The organism is Salibaculum halophilum (assembly GCF_002094885.1).
Taxonomy (GTDB): domain Bacteria; phylum Pseudomonadota; class Alphaproteobacteria; order Rhodobacterales; family Rhodobacteraceae; genus Salibaculum; species Salibaculum halophilum.
In genome coordinates this window covers 116471-136752 of record NZ_MSIT01000008.1, presented here as the reverse complement: position 1 = coordinate 136752, position 20282 = coordinate 116471, and the positions used below count along the sequence as shown (strand labels likewise).

Annotated in this window: 20 protein-coding genes; 8 read left to right on the top strand and 12 right to left on the bottom strand. The window is 68.2% G+C overall.

Going from position 1 to position 20282, the window contains the following annotated elements:
- Positions 1–20 precede the first annotated feature (20 nt).
- The 7 genes from argC to BU124_RS07400 all read left to right on the top strand — a co-directional run bounded on the left by argC (position 21) and on the right by BU124_RS07400 (position 6096).
- On the top strand, positions 21–1049 hold the full coding sequence (argC, locus tag BU124_RS07430; RefSeq protein ID WP_084862232.1) for an N-acetyl-gamma-glutamyl-phosphate reductase: 1029 nt from the start codon (positions 21–23) through the stop codon (positions 1047–1049).
- A gap of 22 nt (positions 1050–1071) precedes the next feature.
- Complete coding sequence (gene ccmE / locus BU124_RS07425) at positions 1072–1530, top strand: cytochrome c maturation protein CcmE (RefSeq protein ID WP_084862349.1); 459 nt, start codon at positions 1072–1074, stop codon at positions 1528–1530.
- 45 nt (positions 1531–1575) lie between these two features.
- Complete coding sequence (locus BU124_RS07420) at positions 1576–2187, top strand: holin-associated N-acetylmuramidase (protein WP_084862230.1); 612 nt, start codon at positions 1576–1578, stop codon at positions 2185–2187.
- The gene (locus BU124_RS07415; RefSeq protein ID WP_084862228.1) at positions 2178–2744 is read left to right on the top strand and encodes a holin family protein; all 567 of its coding nucleotides are present in this window, start codon (positions 2178–2180) and stop codon (positions 2742–2744) included. Before BU124_RS07420 ends, BU124_RS07415 begins: the two co-directional genes overlap by 10 nt.
- A 76-nt stretch (positions 2745–2820) precedes the next feature.
- The gene (locus BU124_RS07410) at positions 2821–4803 is read left to right on the top strand and encodes a heme lyase CcmF/NrfE family subunit (RefSeq protein ID WP_084862226.1); all 1983 of its coding nucleotides are present in this window, start codon (positions 2821–2823) and stop codon (positions 4801–4803) included.
- A complete protein-coding gene (locus BU124_RS07405) occupies positions 4800–5246 on the top strand; it encodes a cytochrome c-type biogenesis protein (RefSeq protein ID WP_084862224.1) in 447 nt (148 codons plus the stop codon). The genes BU124_RS07410 and BU124_RS07405 overlap by 4 nt, the downstream gene beginning before the upstream one ends.
- 73 nt (positions 5247–5319) lie before the next feature.
- Positions 5320–6096 (top strand): enoyl-CoA hydratase-related protein, encoded by a 777-nt coding sequence (locus tag BU124_RS07400; RefSeq protein ID WP_084862222.1) that lies wholly within the window; start codon positions 5320–5322, stop codon positions 6094–6096.
- A 66-nt stretch (positions 6097–6162) separates the two neighbouring features.
- Here BU124_RS07400 and gltA read toward each other — a convergent pair whose 3' ends face one another.
- Entirely contained in the window at positions 6163–7458 is a 1296-nt protein-coding gene (gene gltA, locus BU124_RS07395; protein WP_084862220.1) for a citrate synthase, read from the bottom strand.
- A 95-nt stretch (positions 7459–7553) separates the two neighbouring features.
- Positions 7554–8969 (bottom strand): glutamate--tRNA ligase, encoded by a 1416-nt coding sequence (gene gltX, locus BU124_RS07390; protein ID WP_084862218.1) that lies wholly within the window; start codon positions 8967–8969, stop codon positions 7554–7556.
- 86 nt (positions 8970–9055) lie between these two features.
- Here gltX and BU124_RS15130 point away from each other — a divergent pair, with 86 nt between their 5' ends.
- Positions 9056–11128: a ComEC/Rec2 family competence protein gene (locus BU124_RS15130; RefSeq protein ID WP_084862216.1), complete on the top strand. Its 2073-nt coding sequence runs from the start codon at positions 9056–9058 to the stop codon at positions 11126–11128.
- Positions 11129–11501: 373 nt separating this feature from the next.
- Here the strand turns inward: BU124_RS15130 and lexA are convergent, their stop codons facing one another.
- From lexA to BU124_RS07335, 10 genes are all read right to left on the bottom strand, one after another.
- Positions 11502–12227, bottom strand: coding sequence for a transcriptional repressor LexA (gene lexA, locus BU124_RS07380; RefSeq protein WP_084862214.1), 726 nt, complete (start codon positions 12225–12227; stop codon positions 11502–11504).
- Between the two features lie 77 nt (positions 12228–12304).
- Positions 12305–13474: a molybdopterin molybdotransferase MoeA gene (locus tag BU124_RS07375; RefSeq protein ID WP_084862212.1), complete on the bottom strand. Its 1170-nt coding sequence runs from the start codon at positions 13472–13474 to the stop codon at positions 12305–12307.
- Positions 13471–14367 (bottom strand): GIY-YIG nuclease family protein, encoded by an 897-nt coding sequence (locus tag BU124_RS07370; protein WP_084862210.1) that lies wholly within the window; start codon positions 14365–14367, stop codon positions 13471–13473. Before BU124_RS07370 ends, BU124_RS07375 begins: the two co-directional genes overlap by 4 nt.
- Complete coding sequence (gene moaC / locus BU124_RS07365; RefSeq protein WP_084862208.1) at positions 14364–14846, bottom strand: cyclic pyranopterin monophosphate synthase MoaC; 483 nt, start codon at positions 14844–14846, stop codon at positions 14364–14366. The genes BU124_RS07370 and moaC overlap by 4 nt, the downstream gene beginning before the upstream one ends.
- Positions 14843–15652, bottom strand: a complete 810-nt coding sequence (gene trpC, locus BU124_RS07360) for an indole-3-glycerol phosphate synthase TrpC (RefSeq protein ID WP_084862206.1) — start codon at positions 15650–15652, stop codon at positions 14843–14845. The genes moaC and trpC overlap by 4 nt, the downstream gene beginning before the upstream one ends.
- A gap of 59 nt (positions 15653–15711) precedes the next feature.
- The gene (locus tag BU124_RS07355; RefSeq protein WP_084862203.1) at positions 15712–16479 is read right to left on the bottom strand and encodes an ABC transporter permease; all 768 of its coding nucleotides are present in this window, start codon (positions 16477–16479) and stop codon (positions 15712–15714) included.
- Positions 16476–17270 (bottom strand): ABC transporter ATP-binding protein, encoded by a 795-nt coding sequence (locus BU124_RS07350; RefSeq protein ID WP_084862201.1) that lies wholly within the window; start codon positions 17268–17270, stop codon positions 16476–16478. The genes BU124_RS07355 and BU124_RS07350 overlap by 4 nt, the downstream gene beginning before the upstream one ends.
- Before the next feature lie 51 nt (positions 17271–17321).
- The gene (locus tag BU124_RS07345) at positions 17322–18332 is read right to left on the bottom strand and encodes an ABC transporter substrate-binding protein (protein ID WP_084862198.1); all 1011 of its coding nucleotides are present in this window, start codon (positions 18330–18332) and stop codon (positions 17322–17324) included.
- A 203-nt stretch (positions 18333–18535) separates the two neighbouring features.
- A complete protein-coding gene (trpD, locus tag BU124_RS07340; protein WP_084862196.1) occupies positions 18536–19552 on the bottom strand; it encodes an anthranilate phosphoribosyltransferase in 1017 nt (338 codons plus the stop codon).
- Positions 19549–20130, bottom strand: a complete 582-nt coding sequence (locus BU124_RS07335) for an anthranilate synthase component II (protein WP_084862193.1) — start codon at positions 20128–20130, stop codon at positions 19549–19551. Before BU124_RS07335 ends, trpD begins: the two co-directional genes overlap by 4 nt.
- Positions 20131–20282 lie beyond the last annotated feature (152 nt).

The following is a 20282-nucleotide window of genomic DNA, read 5'->3' as shown; positions in this document are numbered from 1 at the left end:
CTTTGCGCCAAAGGACTGACATGACCCACAAAGTCGCGATTCTCGGCGCCTCGGGCTATACCGGGGCGGAGCTTGTCCGCCTGATCGCCAGCCACCCCGCGCTGGAGATCGGCGCGCTGTCGGGCAGTTCCAAGGCCGGGCAGGGCATGGCGGATGTCTACCCACACCTGCGCCACCTCGATCTGCCGCGCCTGACGACGATTGAAGACGTGGATTTCACCGGCATCGACCTGGCCTTCTGCGCCCTGCCGCATGCGACCTCGCAGGCGGTGGTGGCCGACCTGCCCGATCACGTGAAGGTCGTGGATCTCTCCGCCGATTTCCGTCTGCGCGACCCGGCCGATTACGAGAAATGGTATGGCAAGCCCCATGCCGCGCCCGCGTTGCAGCGCCAGGCCGTCTATGGCCTGACCGAGTTCTACCGCGACCGGATCGCCGGGGCACAGCTGGTCGCCGGCACCGGCTGCAATGCGGCGACGGGGCAGTTCATTCTGCGCCCGTTGATCGAGGCCGGGGTGATCGAGCTGGACCGGATCATCCTCGACCTGAAGGTCGGCGCCTCGGGCGCGGGGCGCGCCGCGAAGGAACATCTGCTGACCGCCGAGATGGTCGAGAACGTCAGCGCCTATGCGGTGGGCGGCACGCACCGGCATCTGGCCGAGTTCGACCAGGAGTTTTCTGCCGCCGCGGGCCGGCCTGTCGCGGTGCAGTTCACCCCGCACCTGGTGCCGGCCAGCCGGGGCATCCTCGCCACCGCCTATGTCGAGGGCGATGCGCAGGCGGTGCACCGGGCGCTGGCCGATCGCTACGCCGGCGAGCCCTTCCTGCACGTCCTGCCCATGGGGCAGGTGCCGGCCATGAAGGACGTGCGCGGATCGAACCACTGCCATATCGGCATTGTGGCGGATCGGCGCGCGAATCGTGCTATCGTCGTGGGCGTGATCGACAATCTGACCAAGGGCTCCAGCGGGCAGGCGATCCAGAACGCCAACCTGATGCTGGGCCACGATGAAACCGCGGGCCTGATGCTTGCCCCGGTCTTTCCGTAAAAGGGGCAAGGACATGGCCGGTATGAAATCCCTCAAGAAACAGCGCCGCATCCAGGTGATCGCGGTGGCCGTCGTGGCGCTGGCGCTGTCGGCCGGGCTGATCGGCTACGGCTTTCGCGACGGCATCAACTACTTCCGCTCCCCGGCCGAGGTCGTGGCCGAGCCGCCCGCCGAGACCGAGCTGTTCCGCATCGGCGGGCTGGTCGCCGACGGCTCGATCGTGCGCGGCGAGGGCACCAAGGTCCGCTTCGAGGTCACCGACGGCGGGGCCACGGTGCCGGTCACCTACGACGGCATCCTGCCCGACCTGTTCGAGGAGGGCCAAGGCATGGTCGGCCAGGGCCGCTACGTCAACGGCACCTTCGAGGCTGTTGAAATCCTTGCCAAACACGACGAGGATTACATGCCCGCCGAACTGGTCGACAGCCTCAAGGAACAGGGTGTCTACCAGCACCAGGACGGCGCGGCAGCAATCAATTAACCCTGCCGTCGCAGCCTTTTCCCGCAGTCAATGGGGGAAAGGGCCATGCAGAGCGTGCAAGAGATTGCCGAAGAGATCGTCGCCCGCGAGGGCGGCTATGTGAACGACCCCGACGACCCCGGCGGGCCGACGAATCACGGGGTCACGATCCACACCATGCGCCGGCTGGGGCTTGACCTGGACGGCGACGGCCAGGTCACATCCGCAGACGTGCGCGCCCTGCCGCGCGACCGGGCGATCCAGATCTTCGTGCGCCACTACTACCGGAAGACCCGCATCGACCGCCTGCCCGAGGATATCCAGGCCTCCGTCTTCGACATGTACGTCAACGCGGGCGCCAATGCCGTGCGCATTTTGCAACGGCTTCTCAACGACATGCGCATCACCGTTGAGGTGGACGGAGTGATCGGGCCGCAGACCATCGCCGCCGCGCGCGAGGCTCATGCGGCCGCACCCGAGCATTTCGCCGATGCCTACGGGATCGCCCGGCGCAACTACTACTACGCGCTGGCCGACCGGCGGCCGGCCTCGCGCAAGTACGCCTGCCGTCGCGATGGCGGCAAGGGCGGCTGGATCCGCCGGGCCGAGGCCTTCATCTCGCCGCGGTTTCACCTGACCGAGGCCCAGCACCAGGAAAGGGTCGCGGCATGGGGCTGATCGAGCGCATCTTCTCGCTGTTCTTCGATGACGGGCGCAACGTGATCCGCGAAACCGCGGAGGTCTTTCGCGAGAACGCCGAGGGCGCGGCCGGCCGCGAGGCCCGGCTGCGCAAGGACACCCTGCGCCAGTTCGCGCAGGAATTCGAGCACCCGCGCGAGGGCCGCTTCGACCGTTTCATCAATGGGCTCAACCGGTTGCCGCGCCCGCTGCTCGCCTTCGGCACCATCGGGCTGTTCATCGCCGCCATGGTGAACCCGATCTGGTTTGCCAGCCGGATGCAGGGCATCGCGGTCGTGCCCGAACCGCTGTGGTGGCTGATGGGGGCGATCGTGAGCTTCTATTTCGGGGCGCGCCACCAGGCGCATTCGCAGCGTTTCCAGTCCTCCATCGCGCAGACCCTGTCGCGGGTGCCTACGGTGATCGACAATACCGAGCGGCTGGAGGCGATGCGTAGCACGCCCCCTGGCAATCCCGATGGTCCGGACGCCGCGCCGGTGGTGGATGCGGCGCCGAACCCGGCGCTGGCCGAATGGCGGGGCGGGCGCCCGCACTAAGCGACTCACCCGACCGTGACGCTTTGACCTGCGACGGGCTATGGCGACGCGCGGCACAGGCGCTATACTGCCCCACATGATTACAGAGCTCGGACACTTCGCCCTGATTCTTGCCGCCCTCGTGGCCGTTGCCCAGACCGTCGTGCCGCTGGTGGGCGCCCACAAGGGTTGGCGCAGCTGGATGGCCCTCGGTGATCCGGCCGCGACGCTGCAATTCATCCTGGTGGGCTTTTCCTTTGCCGCGCTGACCTACGCCTTCGTCGTCTCGGACTTCTCGTTGCGGCTGGTTTTCCTGAACTCGCATTCGGACAAGCCGCTGCTCTACAAGATTACCGGTGTCTGGGGCAATCACGAGGGGTCGATGCTGCTCTGGGTGCTGACGCTGGCGCTTTTCGGGGCCTGTGCCAGCTGGTTCGGGTCGAACTTGCCCGCGTCATTGCGGGCGCGGGTCCTCGGCGTGCAGGCGCTTGTATCTGTCGCCTTCTACGCCTTCATCCTGCTGACCTCGAACCCGTTCCTGCGCATGCAGGCCCCGCCCTTTGACGGGCAGGACCTCAACCCGCTGCTGCAGGACCCCGGCCTGGCGTTCCATCCGCCGTTCCTCTACCTCGGCTATGTCGGCCTCTCGATGACCTTTTCCTTCGCCATCGCGGCGCTGCTCGAAGGCAAGGTCGACGCCGCCTGGGGCCGCTGGGTGCGGCCCTGGACGCTCGCGGCCTGGGTATTCCTGACCGTGGGCATCGGGCTCGGGTCCTGGTGGGCCTATTACGAACTGGGCTGGGGCGGCTTCTGGTTCTGGGACCCGGTCGAGAACGCCAGCTTCATGCCCTGGCTGCTGGCCGCGGCCCTGCTGCATTCGGCCATCGTGGTGGAAAAGCGCGAATCGCTGAAGGCCTGGACGATCCTTCTGGCGATCCTGGCCTTCGGCTTCTCGCTGCTGGGCACATTCATCGTGCGCTCGGGCGTTCTGACCTCGGTCCATGCCTTTGCCAACGATCCCGAGCGGGGGGTCTTCATCCTGATGATCTTCGGCGGTTTCGTCGGCGGGGCGCTCACGCTCTTTGCCGCGCGCGCCTCGGCGATGGAGGCCAAGGGCGTGTTTTCCATGGTCAGCCGTGAAAGTGCGCTGGTGGCCAACAACGTGCTGCTGGCGGTCTCGGCCTTCGTGGTCTTCATCGGCACGCTCTGGCCCGTCTTTGCGGAAATGGTGCTGGGCCGGGTGCTCTCGGTCGGGGCGCCGTTCTTCAACGCGGCCTTCTCGCCCTTCTTCGTGTTGCTGTCGCTGATCCTGCCCGTGGGCGCGATCCTGGCCTGGAAGCGCGGCAGCCTGAAAAAGGCGCTGACCCCGCTCTGGCCCGTAGCGGTGCTGGCCGTGTCGCTCGGCGCACTGGCCTTCGCGATGCAAACCGGGCGCAGCGCGCTCGGCCCCGTGGGCGTAGCGCTCGGCGTCTGGGTCGTGGGCGGTGCGCTCACCGACCTGTGGCAGCGGACCGGGCGACAGGGGGTCACGGCCCGGCTGGGCCGGTTGACGCGCCTGCCGCGGGCCGACTGGGGCAAAGTCATCGCGCATGCCGGCATGGGCATCACCGTCTTTGCCGTGGCCGCCCTGATGGCCTGGGAGGACGAGGATATCCGCGTCGCCAAGGTCGGCGACCGCTGGCAGGTGGGCATCCACGAGGTCGAGTTGCTGGACGTCTACCGCGAAGAGGGCCCGAACTACATGGCCACCAAGGCCGACATGGCCATTTATCGCGGCGGGCGCGAGGTCGGCGTGGTTCATCCCGAAAAGCGGGTCTACCCCGTGGCCGAAATGCCCACGACCGAGGCCGGCATTCGCAACGGCGTGCTGCGCGACGTCTACCTGGTGATCGGCGATCCGCAGGATGCCGGGGGCTGGGCCGTGCGGACCTACATCAAGCCATTCGCCAACTGGATCTGGGGGGGCTCCATCCTGATGGCGATCGGCGGGCTGATCAGCCTGTCCGACCGCCGGCTGCGCATCGCCGCCGGGGCCGCCAAGCGCAAGCCGGCCCCTGCAGGCGGGGTGCCCGCGGAATGAGGCGGCTCGTCCTTATCCTGGCCCTGCTGGCCGCCCCGGCCTGGGCCGTGCAGCCCGACGAGGTGCTGGACGACCCGGCGCTGGAACAGCGCGCGCGCGAGATTTCCGAGGGCCTGCGCTGCCCCGTTTGCCGCAACGAGAGCATCGACGAAAGCAACGCCGGCATCAGCAAGGACCTGCGCGTCAAGCTGCGCGAACGGCTGGTGGCCGGCGACAGCGACGAAGAGGCGGTGCAATATCTGGTGGACCGTTACGGCGAATTCATCCTGTTCAGCCCGCCCAAGGAGGGCGCGAACCTCGTGCTCTGGCTCGCCGGGCCGGCCCTTCTGCTCGTCGCCGCCGGGGTCGGCTATGGCACCGTGCGCGCCCGGGCGGCCGCCAGGACCCCCGAAACCCTGTCGGATGACGAACAGGCGCGGCTGAATGAGATCATGGGCTCCTGACGCGGGGTTTCGGCTTTTCTGAACCGCGTGGTTCAGTAAGGTGGCCGCAAATTACGGCAGAAGGGCCAATGGCATGGATTACCAGACAATAGGGGTGGAGATCGCGGACGGGGTGGCGACGCTGACGCTGAACCGTCCCGAGGTGATGAACGCGCTCAACACCCAGATGCGAGCCGAGATCACCCACGCGGTCAAGGCCGCCCCCGATCAGGCGCGCGTGCTGGTGATCCGCGGCGCGGGCGAGTCCTTCTGCTCGGGCCAGGACCTGGGCGATGGCGGAACGGCGGCCAGCCTCGACCTGGAGCGCACGCTGCGCGAGGAATACGTGCCCATGCTGCGCACCATTTTCGACTGCCCGATCCCAACCATCGCCGCCGTCCATGCCGCGGCAGCCGGGGCGGGCGCCAACCTCGCGCTGGCCGCCGACGTGGTGATCGCCGCGGAAGAGGCGAGCTTCATCCAGGCCTTCACCCGTATCGGGCTGATTCCCGACGCCGGCGGCACCTACTGGCTGCCGCGCCAGATGGGCGCGGCCAAAGCGATGGGCGCGGCGCTCTTTGCCGACAAGATCACCGGGCGGCAGGCGGCCGACTGGGGCATGATCTACGAGGCCGTCCCGGGCGCGCAGTTCGAGGGTCACCTGGCCGGCCGCGTCGCGCACCTGGCCGAGGGGCCGACGCAGGCCTATCGCCACCTCAAGACGGCGATCCGCGAAAGCTCGGCCAACACGCTGGACGAGCAACTGCTGCTCGAGGCGCGGCTGCAGGGCGAATGCGGCAAGACCCGCGATTTCAAGGAAGGCGTCATGGCCTTCCTTGAAAAGCGCCCGGCGAAATACGAGGGGCGCTGACGGCCAGGGTCGGGTCGGGCAGAAAACGGGCCGGGATATCCCCGGCCCCTTCTGCATTTCCGACCCTCAGCGGTTCTCGATGTCGACGTAATCGCGCAGATTTTCGCCCTGGTAGAGCTGACGCGGCCGGCCGATCTTCATCTGCGGGTCGGACAGCTGTTCCTTCCACTGGCTGACCCAGCCGACGGTGCGCGACAGCGCGAAGATCGGCGTGAACATGGCGGTGGGGAAACCCATCGCCTCGAGGATGATGCCGGAATAGAAGTCCACGTTCGGGAAGAGCTTCTTCTCGGTGAAATAGGGATCCTCCAGCGCCGCCTTCTCCAGGTCCTTGGCGACCTGCAGCGTCGGGTTGTCTTCGACGCCCAGAAGGTCGAGCACCTCGTCGGCGGATTGCTTCATCACCTTCGCGCGCGGGTCGAAGTTCTTGTAGACGCGGTGCCCGAAGCCCATCAGGCGGAAGGGATCGTTCTTGTCCTTGGCCCGGGCGATATACTCGGGGATCTGGTCGGGCGTGCCGATTTCCTTGAGCATCTCCAGGCAGGCCTGGTTGGCCCCGCCATGGGCGGGCCCCCATAGACAGGCGATCCCGGCGGCGACACAGGCAAAAGGGTTGGCCCCGGAACTGGACGCCAGCCGCACCGTCGAGGTCGAGGCGTTCTGTTCGTGATCGGCATGCAGGGTGAAGATCCGGTCCATGGCGCGCGCCAGGATGGGATCGACGTGGTATTCCTCGGCCGGGACGGAAAAGCACATGTGCAGGAAGTTGGCCGCGTAATCCAGATCGTTGCGCGGATAGACGAACGGCTGGCCGATCGAGTACTTGTAGGCCATGGCCGCGATCGTCGGCATCTTGGCGATCAGGCGGAACGAGGCGATCTCGCGCTGGCGTTCGTCGGAAATGTCGGTGCTGTCGTGATAGAAGGCCGACATCGCCCCCACGACCCCCACCATGGTCGCCATCGGATGCGCGTCGCGGCGGAAGCCGCGAAAGAAGTTGTGCATCTGCTCGTGGATCATGGTGTGGCGGGTGACCGTCGTCTCGAAGTCTTCAAGCTCTTCCGCCTTGGGCAGGTAGCCGTAGAGCAGCAGGAAACATACCTCGAGGAAGTGCGACTTGCCCGCCAGCTGGTCGATCGGATAGCCGCGGTGGGTCAGGATGCCCGCGTCACCGTCGATATAGGTGATGGTGCTGTCGCAGGACGCAGTCGAGGTGAAGCCCGGGTCGTAGGTGAAGACCCCGGCCTGGCCGTAGAGCTTGCGGATGTCCACGACATCCGGCCCGGCGGTGGGCTGGTGCACGGGCAATTCGTAATCGGTGCCGTCGATCGTCAGGGTCGCGGTCTTGGTGGTGTCGGCCATGGCGGTTTCCTTTGTTGCAAGGGCACGCCCGAGGGCCGGGCGTCGCGGTTTTCCCGGTCCGGCCCCCGGTATCCGTCCATCATGACGAAAAGGTTTCAGCCGGTCACGTCCTCAAGGCGGGCGACGGTTTCCGCACGGCCCAGGACAAGCATCATGTCGAAGACGCTGGGCGACACCGTCCGCCCGGCCAGCGCCGCCCGCAGCGGTCCGGCCAGCTTGCCGAGCTTGGTCCCGTGGGCCTGTGCCAGCTCACCCACGAGCGTCTCCAGCGCATCTCGCGTCCAGCTAGCAGTTTGCAACTGCAGCGTCAATTCCGACAGTATACCACGGGATACATCGTCGAGGGCAGCCGCCGCCTTGTCATCCGGCACGACAGGGCGCGACGTCAGGCAGAAATGCGCCTTTTCAAGCAGCTCTGGGTATGTCTTGGCCCGGTCTTTCAGGCTGGGCATGGCCTGCGACATCGCGTCCCGCTGCGCGTCGGTGAGCGGCGCGGCCCCGGTCGCGGAAAGATGCGCGTCGATCTCGCGCAGCAGTGCGTCATCGGACATGGCGGCGATGTGCTGGCCGCAGAGATTGGCAAGCTTCTTGAAGTCGAAGCGCGCCGGGGCCTTGTTGATCCCGTCCAGGTCGAACCAGGCCATAGCCTGCTCATCGGTGAAGAACTCGTCATCGCCATGTGACCAGCCCAGCCGCGCGAGGTAGTTGCGCATGCCCGCGGCCGGATAGCCCATGGCGCGGTATTCGGCCACGCCCGTCGCGCCGTGGCGTTTCGACAATTTCTTGCCATCGGGGCCGAAGATCAGCGGGATATGCGCGTAGACGGGCAGGGGCCAGCCCATGGCCGCGTAGATCGTCATCTGCCGCGCGGCATTGTTGAGGTGATCGTCGCCGCGGATGACGTGGGTGACGCCCATGTCGTGGTCGTCGACCACCACCGCGAGCATATAGGTCGGGCTCCCGTCCGAGCGCAGGATAACCATGTCGTCAAGCTGATCGTTGCGGACCGTCACCCGCCCCTGCACTTGGTCGTCGATCACCGTTTCGCCCGTCTCAGGGGCCTTGACGCGGATCACATGGGGCGCGTCGGGATGCGTGGCCGGGTCCGCATCGCGCCAGGGCGAGCGGTAGAGCGTGGATGTCCCCTCTGCGCGTGCCGCTTCGCGAAAGGCCTGGATTTCCTCCTGCGTGGCAAAGCACTTGTAGGCTTGGCCCTTGTTCAGCATCTCGCGCGCAACCTCGGCATGGCGCGCAGCGCGGGCGTGCTGGCTCACGGGCTCCTCGTCGTGATCCAGGCCCAGCCAGTCGAGCCCGCGCAGGATCGCCTCGGTCGCCTCGGGGGTGGACCGGGCGCGGTCGGTATCCTCGACGCGCAGCAGGAACCGGCCGCCGCGGCCGCGGGCGTAAAGCCAGTTGAACAGGGCCGTGCGCGCGGTGCCGATGTGCATCTCGCCGGTGGGCGAGGGGGCGATGCGGGTGACGACCTGCCCGGGGGCGCTGTCCTGTGTCATGCCTGTCAACCTTTCCCGTTAACCTTTCGCTAACCATGCGGTCCTAGCGTCATCGGCGGCATACTCGGGCTGAAGGGCGGGGACAAGTGCGCCTTCTGACTTGGCTGGATCGCGGGCTTCTGGGCCAGCAGGGGCATCTTTTCGGGTGGGCCCCGGTATTCTTCGGGGCCGGAATCGCGCTCTATTTCGGGCTGCGGGTCGAACCGGGCTGGGCGGTGCATGCCGGGCTGATCCTTGTCGCGCTGGTCTGTGTGCTGGTGCGCCGCCGGATGCCGGACGGACTGCGCGCGCTGCCCATGGCCGCGGCGCTGGTCCTGGCGGGCGTGGTTGTCGCCGGGGTGCGCGCCCATGCGGTCGCCGAACCGGTTCTGGGGTTTCGCTATTACGGTCCGGTCGAGGGCCGCGTGATCGAGATCGACCGGTCGGCCAGCGACGCGCAGCGCCTGACGCTCGACAACGTGGTCCTGCGCAATATGCCCCCCGACCGGACCCCGGCGCGCGTGCGCGTCTCGCTGCACGGGTCGCAGGATTTCATCGACCCCGCGCCGGGCCAGACTGTGATCCTGACGGCGCATCTGTCGCCGCCCGCTGGCCCGGTGGAGCCGGGCGGCTTCGACTTTCGCCGCATGGCCTGGTTCGAGCGGCTGGGCGCTGTGGGCTATACCCGGACGCCGGTGCTGCTGGCCAGCCCTGCCGAGGCGGGATCGGCGGGGCTGGCGATCTACCGGTTCCGGGTGGCGATCTCGGCCTGGGTGCAGGCGGCCTTGCCGGATGAACGCGGCGCCTTTGCCGCGGCCATCATGACCGGCGACCGCTCCGCCATGGGCCAGGAGGTGATCGCGGACCTGCGCGCGGCCAACCTCGCGCACCTTCTGGCGATATCCGGGCTGCACATGGGGCTTCTGACCGGGTTCGTCTTTGCGGTGATCCGCAACGCGCTGCTGCTCTGGCCCGGCTTCACGCTGCGCCGTCCGGCAAAGAAATACGCCGCCATGGGCGCGCTGGTGGTGGCGGCGGGCTATTACGCGATGTCGGGGGGCAACGTGGCCACCGAGCGGGCCTTCATCATGGTCGGCGTGATCCTCGTGGCGGTCATGCTGGACCGGCGCGCGCTGACGCTGCGGGCCGTGGCCATCGCCGCAATGATCGTGCTGGTCCTGCGGCCCGAGGCGCTGTCGGGACCGGGTTTCCAGATGTCCTTTGCCGCCACCACGGCCCTGGTGGCGGTTTTCGGGTGGCTGCGCCGGTTCGACATGGACTGGCTGCCCCGGCGGCTGCGGCCGGCGCTGGGGGTTGTGCTGTCCTCGCTGGTGGCGGGACTGGCCACGGCGCCCTTCGCGGCGGCGCATTTCAACCAGGTGTCGCACTACGGGCTTCTGGCCAACGTGCTGGCCGTGCCGGTGATGGGTACGGTGGTGATGCCGGCGGCCGTTCTGACAGTCGTGCTGGTGCCGCTGGGGCTGTCCGGGGCGGGGCTGTGGTTGATGGGCCTTGGCATTCGCTGGATCCTCGGCGTGGCCGACCGGGTTGCCGGGCTGGAGGGGGCGGTCGGACATGTCCACAGCCCGGCGGCGCCGGTGCTCGGGCTTTTGGCGCTGGGCGCGCTGGTGGTGGTGCTCTGGCAGGGGCGCGGGCGGTTGGCCGGTCTGGCCCCGATGGTGCTGGCCGCGGTGATCTGGGCGGGAACCGAGCGACCGGCGCTACTGGTTGCCGACAGCGGCGCGCTGGTGGGTGTGATGGGGCCGGAGGGGCGCGCGCTGTCCAAGCCGCGTGGCGACGGGTTCGCCGCCCGCGCCTGGCTGGAAAACGATGGCGCGCCCGTCCCGCAGGCGCAGGCGCACGCGCGTCCGGGGATGCGCATCACGGGCCGGCGCCAGGACATGCAGATCGGGGCGACCCGCGTCTTGGCGGTGCGTGGCAAGTTGGCGCTGGCCGAGGTTGTTGGCTGCGACGGGGCCGCCATACTGGTGTCGAACCAGCAGGTTGGCCCGGGCCGGGACTGCACGGTCCTTGACCTTGGGCGTCTGCGGGAGAGGGGCGCGGTAGCCGGCTATCTGCGCGACGAGGCGCTTGACCTGGTCAGCGTGCGCGACCGGACCGGCGATCGGCTCTGGAACAGCCGAGAGGCGCGGCTGGCCACCCGTCCGGCTTGGCGGTGATCCGGGGTAGGGAACAGGCGATCAGGCTGGGCGACGGCGCGTCGACGCGCCGTGCGCCGCGCGGTCGGGCCGCGCGGTGTGCCGGATGCCAGGGTCTGCGAAGCGGCAGAAACGGGAAAGGACCCGGGCAATTGTGGCGCGTTGCGCGCCGCAACGCGCCGCGGTCCGCGCGGACCGCGGCCTCGCTTCGCGGCACTGGCGTGGTGGTCCGAAAGTCGGGGTTTTGCAGAGGCCGGGGCCGTGACCCGCAGCGCGCGCCGCCGCCCTGCTTGCTGCCGGCCGGGCCACGCCGACACGGCGCCCGGCGGGACGTGCCGGCGCGAATGGCCCCGCCGTGCCACCCGGTGTGACGGCGTCGCGCCGGAGCCCGGCCTCAGTAGGTGCGGATCAGGCCCACCAGCCGCCCCTGTACAGCGACCTGATCGTCGCGGAACAGGCGCGTTTCGAAAGCCGGGTTCGCCGCCTCAAGCGCGATGGTCCGGCCCGAGCGGCGGAACCGTTTCAGCGTCGCCTCGGCGTCTTCGACCAGTGCGACAACGATGTCGCCGTTGTCAGCGGTGGCGGTCTCGCGGATGATGACCACGTCGCCGTCGTTGATCCCCGCGTCGATCATCGAGTCGCCCTTGACCTCGAGCGCGTAATGCTCGCCCGCGCCGACCATGCTGTGCGGTACCTCCACGTTGTGCGACACCTCGGAAATCGCCGCGATGGGGACGCCGGCGGCGATGCGGCCCATTACGGGCAGGCTGATCGCGCCCGTGGCGTCGACCGGCCGGGCGTTGGCGGGCAGCGTGCCGGCGGCGCGGTTCGAGGCGGGATCATCGGCGCCGTCGGGCCGGTCGCCCTCGATCACCCGCGGCGAAAACCCGGTCGCAGTGTCCAGCGACTCGGGCAGCTTGAGGATTTCCAGCGCCCGCGCGCGGTGCGCCAGCCGCCGCACGAAGCCGCGTTCCTCCAGCGCAGTGATGAGGCGATGGATGCCCGATTTTGAGCGCAGGTCGAGCGCCTCTTTCATTTCGTCGAACGAGGGCGGGACCCCGTCGCGCTGAACGCGCCCATGGATAAAGGCCAAGAGATCGTGTTGCTTTTTGGTAAGCATGGCTCCTCCGTCGCGGGCCGCTGCGGCCTTTTGACGAATGTTCTACGACTGTTCCTGTTTTGTGTCAAGTTGTTCCGTTACAGCGGGAGCACCGGCACCGCGGTGCCGGCCGGTCTTCCGGGGTCATCTGCGGGCTGGACGATCAGGCAATCGGCCTGGCTGAGGACGGACAGCAGCGAACTGTCCTGGGTGTCGAAGGGCGCGACGCCGGCTTCGGTGGTGCGCGCGCGCAGGTAGTGCTGGCGCGGGCCGTTGGCCGGCAGCGGCACGGCGAGCGGGCGCGGTTCGGGGGTCGGCAGGGTGGCGGTCTGCCCCAGCATGGCGCGGACGACGGGGGCGACGAAGACATGCCCGCAGACCATGGCCGAAACGGGGTTGCCGGGCAGGCCGATCAGGGCGGCGGGCCCCAGCCGCCCGGCCATCAGCGGCTTGCCTGGCCGCATCGCCACCTTGTAGAACGCCCGGTCCATTCCGCGATCGGCCAGCGCCGAGCCGACAAGGTCGTGATCGCCCACCGAGGCACCGCCGATGGTCAGGACCAGGTCCGCCCCGTCGGCCATGTCGAACACCGCCTGCAGCGCGGCATGGGTGTCGCGCGCGATGGGCAGCAGGCGCGCGGTGGCCCCGAGTGACTCGATCAGAGCGGCCAGGCCATAGCTGTTGGAGGCGATGATCTGGTCCGGGCCGGGGTCCTCGCCAGGTTGCACCAGCTCGTCACCGGTGGCGATGATCGCCACCTCGGGGCGGCGCGTCACGGGAACCGTGTCGATATTCATCGCCGCCAGAAGGGCGACATCCGAGGGCGAGAGCACCCGCGGCGCCTCCAGCCTGTCACCGACCCGGAAATCGGCCCCCATGGCGCGCACGTGCCGGCGTTGGCCGGGGTTCGCGGTGAGGGTGATCGTGTCGCCGTCGCGCGCGGTGTCCTCCTGGATGATAACGCGGGTCGCGTTGGCAGGCACGGGCGCGCCGGTGAAGATGCGCACCGCCTCGCCCGGCCCGACGGACCCGTCGAACCCATGGCCCGCCGCCGCCTCGCCGACGACCGCGAGCCGGTCGCCGGTGGGGGGATCGGCGGCGATGGCATAGCCGTCCATGGCCGCGGCGGAAAAGGGCGGCTGATCGCGCCGCGCGGTGACGGCCCGCGCCAGGGTGCGCCCGGCGGCGGCACGCAGCGGCACCTCCTCGACCTCCAATGGTGCGGCCAGCGCCAGCAGCTTTTCGAGGGCGTCGTCGACGGTGATCATGGCGTTACCGCTTCCAGTTGAGCCGTCTCCCATTCCTCGAAAGTGCGCCCGTCTGAAAGTTTCCATTCCTTTCGACCGTTTGCGGCACGTCCGCTCACGATCGCGGCCGCCGCGGACGGGCTTGAGAAGGCATAATCATCGGTCATGCGCGCCTTGCCGTCAGACAGAACTTCAATAACCCCATTTGTCACCAGATCTGCGTGTAATTTCTGATAATTTAGGACGTGTTTCGCGCCGCCAACCCATTGCGCGCGAACGATGGAACCAGCCTTGACGACCATTTCATCGGCCGCCAATTCCGCAGTCGCGTGTATGTCGTGGCGCGGTATTCGCAGTTCGAACCTTTTGGTCGACGTTGTGCCTGTAACTATGTCGCGATTAACATGAGCGGCGCGTCGGCCACTCTGGAACATATCCACGCGGATTGCCGGTAACACCATGTGAAGCGTTTCGAGAAAGCTCTCCATATTGGCGGTTGCGGCCTCGTTCAAACTCGACCGTGGCGGTGCATTGCCGTTCTCCAGAGGGATGTTTGCCGCCTCGATCGCGGTTTCCGCCAAACGGCTTTCGAGGTATTTCACGTGCGCCTTGTGCAGGGCGTCGCCGGACGTCGTAATCAGGATGGTCTGGTCCCACCAGTCTCTGGCCGTTGCGTGTTGCTTGACCCTGTCCGCCATGTTTTCGGCTTCTCCGATGTAGGCAAGGGGACCATTGTCGGTTTCACCTATCAAAAGATACACACCGGTCTGCGCGGCGTGTTGTCGTTTCAAACCGTCGACCAAACGGGTCCGCGGAATCCGCAGGACATGCCCGGTCCAGTTGAACACTTCCGCAGTCAGCATCCCGTCGGGCTTGCCATCAACGAAGAACAATTCCAGCGACCGCCCGGTCATGTTGCCTCGAACCGCCCCGACTTGCCGCCGTCCTTGAGGGTGACGCGGATGCCGCCGATCTCCATGTCCTTCTGCACGGCCTTGAGCATGTCGTAGACCGTCAACCCGGCCGAGGAGACGGCCGTCAGCGCCTCCATCTCGACGCCGGTGGGGCCGGTGGTCTTGACCGTGGCGGTGATGCGCACGCCGGGCAGGGCGGCGTCGGGGGTCAGCTCCAGCGCCACCTTGCTGACGGGCAGGGGGTGGCACAGCGGTATCAGCTCGGCGGTCCGCTTGGCGCCCTGGATGCCGGCGATGCGGGCGATGCCCAGCACGTCGCCCTTGTCCGCGGTGCCCGCGGTGACATGAGCGAGGGTCTCGGCGGACATGCGCACGTGGCCGCAGGCGGTGGCGACGCGCGCCGTCTCGGGCTTGTCCGAGACATCGACCATGTGCGCCTGGCCCTCGGCGTCGAAATGGCTCAGCTTGCCGCCGCTCATGCCGGGGCCCCGGGCACCAGCGGGTCGGCCAGGATGGCGCGGGTGGCGGCGGCGACATCCGCCTGCCGCATCAGGCTTTCGCCGATCAGGAAGCTGCGCGCGCCGTAACGGGCCATCCCGGCCAGGTCGGCGGGGGTGTGCAACCCGCTTTCGCAGATGATCATGCGGTCCGCGGGCACGTGCGGGGCCAGCGTGCGGGTGGTGTCCAGCGTCACCTCGAAGGTCTTGAGGTTGCGGTTGTTGATCCCCAGCAGGGGCGATGTCAGCGCGCAGGCGCGGTCCAGTTCGGCGCGGTCGTGCACTTCCAGCAGGACGTCCATGCCCAGGTCTCGGGCGGCGGACTCAAGCTCGGCCGCCTGCGTGTCGGACACCGAGGCGAGGATGATGAGGATGCAATCGGCCCCCAGCGCGCGGGCCTCGGTGACCTGGTAGGGGTCGTACATGAAATCCTTGCGCAGGGCGGGCAGGTCGGTGGCCGCGCGCGCCTGCGTCAGGAATTCGTCGGCACCCTGGAAGCTGGGCGTATCGGTCAGCACCGACAGGCAGGCCGCGCCGCCCGCCGCATAGGCGCGGGCCAGCGCGGGCGGGTCGAAATCCGCCCGGATCAGCCCCTTTGACGGGCTGGCCTTCTTGATTTCGGCGATCAGCCCGTAGCCCGTCTTACCCGCTCGCGCGAGGGCCGTGGCAAAGCCGCGCGTTGGCCCGGCCTCCCTTGCGGCGGCTTCGAGCGTGGAGAGCGGCGTTTCGGCCTTGCGCGCGGCGATCTCGTCGCGCTTGTAGGCCTTGATGCGGTCGAGAATATCCATTCGCACTGGGTAGCGCGGGGCGCGCGCGATGACAATCGCGCGTCGTCGGGCGGGGGCGGTCAGCTCGGCTGACGCTCCGCCCAGCCGGCAAAGATCTTTTCCAGCGCGACCACGACGTAATAGAGCACGATCCCCAGCACGGCGAGCGCGATCAGCACCGCGAACATCAGCGGGTAGTCCGAATTCGTCTTGCCGCTGTCGAACAGCGCGCCCAGCCCGCGGCCGTGCGGGCTGACGATCTCCATCAGGTTGGTGCCGATGAAGGCCAGCGTGACCGAGACCTTGAGCGCGCCGAAGAACTCCGGCAGCGTCTTTGGCAGGGCGATCTTGCGAAAGATCATCGTCTGCGACGCGCCGAGCGCGCGCAGGATGTCGCGGTATTCCGGCTCCAGCGTGGACAGGCCGATCGAGACCGACACGGCGATCGGAAAGAACGAGATCATGAAGGCGATCAGGACCGTGTTGAAATCATGCGCGCCGACGAACATCAGCGCGACGATGGGCACCACGGTCGCCTTGGGAATGGCGTTGAAGCCCACCAGCAGCGGGTAGAGCGCATCGCGCATGGTGCGCGAAAAGCCCATGATCATGCCAAGCGCGGTGCCCACCACGATGGCCAGCACCAGCCCCAGCACCGTCCGCCAGAGCGTCTGCCAGCCCATGACGAGGAACAGATCCCAGTATTGCCGGTAGGCGGGGATCAGGTCGCTGGGCGAGGCCATCTTGTAGTTGGGCCAGCCCATGATCCAGACCAGCGCCTCCCACAGGGCCAGGAAGATGACAATGGCCAGGGTCGGCACGACGACCTTGCGCAGGCTGGGGGTCATGAGGCCTCCTCTGGGGCGGCGCGGCCCTGGGCGATCTCGATCTGGTGGCGCAGCGTGGCCAGTCGCTCGGCCGCCTCGGCGGTGTAGAGATCGTCCAGCGTCGGCCGGGTGGTCTGCGGGATGTCCATAACATATTGCGTCCGCGCGGGGCGGCCCGACAGCACGACCACCTGGTCGCCCAGAAAGAGCGCCTCGCGCAGGTCATGGGTTATGAGGACGGCGGTGAACGGTTCGCTTTCCTTCACCTGGTGCATGGTCTGCCACAGGTCCTCGCGGGTGAAGGCATCGAGCGCGCCGAAGGGCTCGTCGAGGATCAGGACCTCGGGCTGATGGACCAGCGCCCGGCACAGCGAGGCGCGCTGGCGCATCCCGCCCGAAAGCTCCGAAGGCCGCTTGTCCTCGAATCCGTCAAGCCCGACGAGGCTCAGCAGATAGCGTGCGCGCTCCTTCGCGGCCGCGCCCTTGAGGCCGTCGGGCACGATTTCCAGCGGCAGCGTGACGTTCTGCAGGATGGTGCGCCATTCCAGCAGCACCGGGTTCTGAAAGGCCATCCCGACGGTGGACCGCGGCGCCTTGACCAGGTCGCCGTGCAGCCAGACCTCGCCCGCGTCGGGGTGCATCAGGCCGGCCACGAGCCGGGTCAGGGTGGACTTGCCGCAGCCCGAGGGGCCGACGACGGCGCAAAAGCCGCCCTCCTGCACGGTCACGTCAAGCCCGTCGAGCACGGGCAGCGGGCCGGAGGCCGTCTCGTAGGCGTGACGGACGTCTTTGATCTTGATCAGCGGGGACATGGGGGTCTTTTCGAAGGGCGCGGGGGCTGGTTGCCCCCGCGCGTGGTCAGCTCAGTCGAGCGGGAAGCCGCCCTCGGGCAGGTAGGCATCGGTGAAATAGAGGTCCGCGTCCGGCGTGCCCTCGAAATCGTAGACCGTCTTGATCTGCTCGATCGCGGCGGCCATGCGGTCGTCGTCGATGGTGCCCATGCCGTTGGCGGTGGTGTAATCGGTCACGACGTTGGCCTCGATCGACAGTTCCAGGCGGCGCTGTTCGAGGTCGGAATCGGCGGCCGGGTTGCGCTCGATCAGCGACGGCATCACCGCGGCGGGGTCGGCGATCGCGTCCTTCCAGCCCATGGCCACGGCCTCCAGAAAGCCGCTGACAGCCTCGGGGTTGGCCTCGGCGAAGTCGGTGTTGGCGATGATCGCGTTGCCGTAAAGTTCCAGCCCGTGATCGGCCATCAGCAGGGTCGTGATGTCGTCCTCGGGCACGCCCAGGCGCACGAGGTTCAGGTAAGAGCTGAAGGAAAACCCGGTGATCGCGGCGACATTGCCGTCGGCCAGCATGGGTTCGCGCGTCGGAAAGCCGACCGGCTCGACCGTGATCGCGTCCATGTCGAGGTCATTCTCCGCGGCGAAGATCGGGAATTGCGCCCAGGCCCCATCGGGCGGCGGGGCGCCCAGCACCTCGCCCTCAAGGTCGGCGGGTTCCGAAATGCCCAGCGACTCGCGCCCGATCACCGCGAAGGGCGGCTTGTCGTAGACCATCATGACGGCGGTGACCGGCGCGCCCGGGTTCTGGTCGAGAAAGCGGATCAGGCTGTTGATGTCGGCGAACCCCATCGGAAAGGCGCCGGTGGCGACCTTGGGAATGGCGTCGAGCGACCCGGTGCCGGCGGTGATCTCGACGCTCAGGCCGTTGTCGGCAAAGTGGCCGTTGTCGATGGCGGCGAAATAGGGCGCGGCGGGGCCCTCGAATTTCCAGTCCAGCGCGAAGGGCACGTCGGTCGTTTGCCCCTGCGCAAGGGTCGCGGTCACCGTAAGGGCCGCGGCGGCGGCAAGTTGAGCAGTCATCTTCATGAGGCATCCCCTGTCGTGGTTTTCTTTGCTTCGTGACGCGCCGAGGTGCCCACAGAACGGCGGAAATGTCCCGCCTGTCGGCGCGGCGCGCGCCATCGTGTCCCGTCCATCCGCCGAGGATGCACAGAAAACGGGCGTCACGCCACCGTTTTGAGAATTTTCTGACCGCGCCGGGCCGCTGCACCGCCGCGACAGGCCGCGAGTCAGCCCGACCGGCTGATGCGGGCCAGCGTTTCGACCGCGCGTCGCGCCGCACCGCTGTCGAGGCTCTCGCGGGCCTGTTCTGCCCCCGCGCGCAGGCTGTCGGCCCGGCCCGCCACCAGCAGCGCGGCGGCGGCGTTGAGCAGGACGGCGTCGCGGTAGGCGCTGGCCTCACCCGCCAGCAGCGCGCGAAAGGCCCGGGCGTTCTCCTCGGGCGTGCCGCCGAGGATCGCCTCGAAGGGATGCACGGGCAGGCCGGCCTCCTCGGGGTGGACCTCGCGCAGGGTGATCGTGTCGCCCGATTGCGCGGCCACCCAACTGACCCCGGTGATTGTCAGCTCGTCGGTGCCGTCCGAGCCGTGGACAAGCCAGCTGGCCTCGGTTCCCAGCGCCTGCAGGGTCTGCGCCATGGGCTGGATCAGGTCGCGGCTGAAGGCCCCGGTCAGCTGGCGCGTGACGCCGGCCGGGTTGGTAAGCGGCCCGAGGATGTTGAAGATGGTGCGGGTGCCAAGCTCCATCCGGGTGGGCATGACGTGCTTGATCGCCGGGTGGTGCATGGGCGCCATCATGAAGCCGATCCCGGCCTCGGCGATGGCGCGTTCGACGACCTCGGCCCCGATCATGACATCTATGCCCAACTGCCCCAGCGCGTCTGCCGCGCCGGACTTCGACGACAGGTTGCGGTTGCCGTGCTTGGCCACGGGCACGCCCGCCCCCGCGACGACGAAGGCCGTGGCCGTCGAGATGTTGAGCGTGCCCTTGCCGTCGCCGCCGGTGCCGACGATGTCCATCGCCCCCGCGGGCGCTGTTACCGGCACGCATTTGGCGCGCATGGCCTCGGCGGCGGCGGCGTATTCGTCGACCACCTCGCCGCGGGTGCGCAGCGCCATGAGCAGCCCGCCCATCTGGCTGGGGGTGGCGTCGCCCTCGAACAGGATCTCGAAGGCCGCGCGGGCCTGCGCCCGGGTCAGTGGCGCCTCGGCGGCGGCGGCGATCAGGGGCTTGAGGGCATCGCTCATGCCGGGGCTTTCAGGGTGTCGAGGAAATTGCGCAACAGCGCATGGCCGTGTTCCGAGGCGATGCTCTCGGGGTGGAACTGCACGCCCTCGATGGGCAGCGTCCGGTGGCGCAGGCCCATGATCGTGCCGTCCTCCAGTGCGGCGGTGATTTCGAGGGTGTCGGGCAGGCCCTCGCGCGCGACCACGAGCGAGTGATAGCGTGTCGCCTCGAAGGGCGTGGGCAGGCCCGCGAAAACGCCCTGTCCGCCGTGATGCACCCGGCCCATCTTGCCGTGGACGATCTCGTGACAGCGCACGACCGCGCCGCCGAAGGCTTCGCCGATGGTCTGGTGGCCGAGGCAGACGCCCATAAGTGGCGTGCCGGTCTCGGCGGCGGCGCGGGTCAGCGCAAGGCAGATGCCCGCCTGCGCCGGGTCGCAGGGGCCGGGCGAAAGCAGGATGCCGGCGGGGTTGAGCGCCATGGCCTGTTGCACGTCCAGCGCATCATTGCGATGCACCTGCACATCCGCGCCAAGCTCGCCCAGGTAGTGCACCAGGTTGTAGGTGAAACTGTCGTAGTTATCGATCAGCAGGAGCATGATTTCGCCAGTCGTCGGGTGCGGCCCTTGGGGGCCGGTGAAATTCGGGGCTACCATCGCCCCGGCGAGGCGCGGTAAGGTTCCGCCTAGATGGGCCGAAGCGACGGGCGGCGTCAAGGCCGGCGCACAGCCGTGACAAGCGACGAGGGCCG

Bases quoted from the DNA above. Each gene is read 5' to 3' on its own strand.
- argC (WP_084862232.1), top strand. From the start codon at position 21: ATGACCCACAAAGTCGCGATTCTCGGCGCCTCGGGCTATACCGGGGCG.
- ccmE (WP_084862349.1), top strand. From the start codon at position 1,072: ATGAAATCCCTCAAGAAACAGCGCCGCATCCAGGTGATCGCGGTGGCC.
- BU124_RS07420 (WP_084862230.1), top strand. From the start codon at position 1,576: ATGCAGAGCGTGCAAGAGATTGCCGAAGAGATCGTCGCCCGCGAGGGC.
- BU124_RS07415 (WP_084862228.1), top strand. From the start codon at position 2,178: ATGGGGCTGATCGAGCGCATCTTCTCGCTGTTCTTCGATGACGGGCGC.
- BU124_RS07410 (WP_084862226.1), top strand. From the start codon at position 2,821: ATGATTACAGAGCTCGGACACTTCGCCCTGATTCTTGCCGCCCTCGTG.
- BU124_RS07405 (WP_084862224.1), top strand. From the start codon at position 4,800: ATGAGGCGGCTCGTCCTTATCCTGGCCCTGCTGGCCGCCCCGGCCTGG.
- BU124_RS07400 (WP_084862222.1), top strand. From the start codon at position 5,320: ATGGATTACCAGACAATAGGGGTGGAGATCGCGGACGGGGTGGCGACG.
- gltA (WP_084862220.1), bottom strand. From the start codon at position 7,458: ATGGCCGACACCACCAAGACCGCGACCCTGACGATCGACGGCACCGAT.
- gltX (WP_084862218.1), bottom strand. From the start codon at position 8,969: ATGACACAGGACAGCGCCCCCGGGCAGGTCGTCACCCGCATCGCCCCC.
- lexA (WP_084862214.1), bottom strand. From the start codon at position 12,227: ATGCTTACCAAAAAGCAACACGATCTCTTGGCCTTTATCCATGGGCGC.
- BU124_RS07375 (WP_084862212.1), bottom strand. From the start codon at position 13,474: ATGATCACCGTCGACGACGCCCTCGAAAAGCTGCTGGCGCTGGCCGCA.
- BU124_RS07370 (WP_084862210.1), bottom strand. From the start codon at position 14,367: ATGACCGGGCGGTCGCTGGAATTGTTCTTCGTTGATGGCAAGCCCGAC.
- moaC (WP_084862208.1), bottom strand. From the start codon at position 14,846: ATGAGCGGCGGCAAGCTGAGCCATTTCGACGCCGAGGGCCAGGCGCAC.
- trpC (WP_084862206.1), bottom strand. From the start codon at position 15,652: ATGGATATTCTCGACCGCATCAAGGCCTACAAGCGCGACGAGATCGCC.
- BU124_RS07355 (WP_084862203.1), bottom strand. From the start codon at position 16,479: ATGACCCCCAGCCTGCGCAAGGTCGTCGTGCCGACCCTGGCCATTGTC.
- BU124_RS07350 (WP_084862201.1), bottom strand. From the start codon at position 17,270: ATGTCCCCGCTGATCAAGATCAAAGACGTCCGTCACGCCTACGAGACG.
- BU124_RS07345 (WP_084862198.1), bottom strand. From the start codon at position 18,332: ATGAAGATGACTGCTCAACTTGCCGCCGCCGCGGCCCTTACGGTGACC.
- trpD (WP_084862196.1), bottom strand. From the start codon at position 19,552: ATGAGCGATGCCCTCAAGCCCCTGATCGCCGCCGCCGCCGAGGCGCCA.
- BU124_RS07335 (WP_084862193.1), bottom strand. From the start codon at position 20,130: ATGCTCCTGCTGATCGATAACTACGACAGTTTCACCTACAACCTGGTG.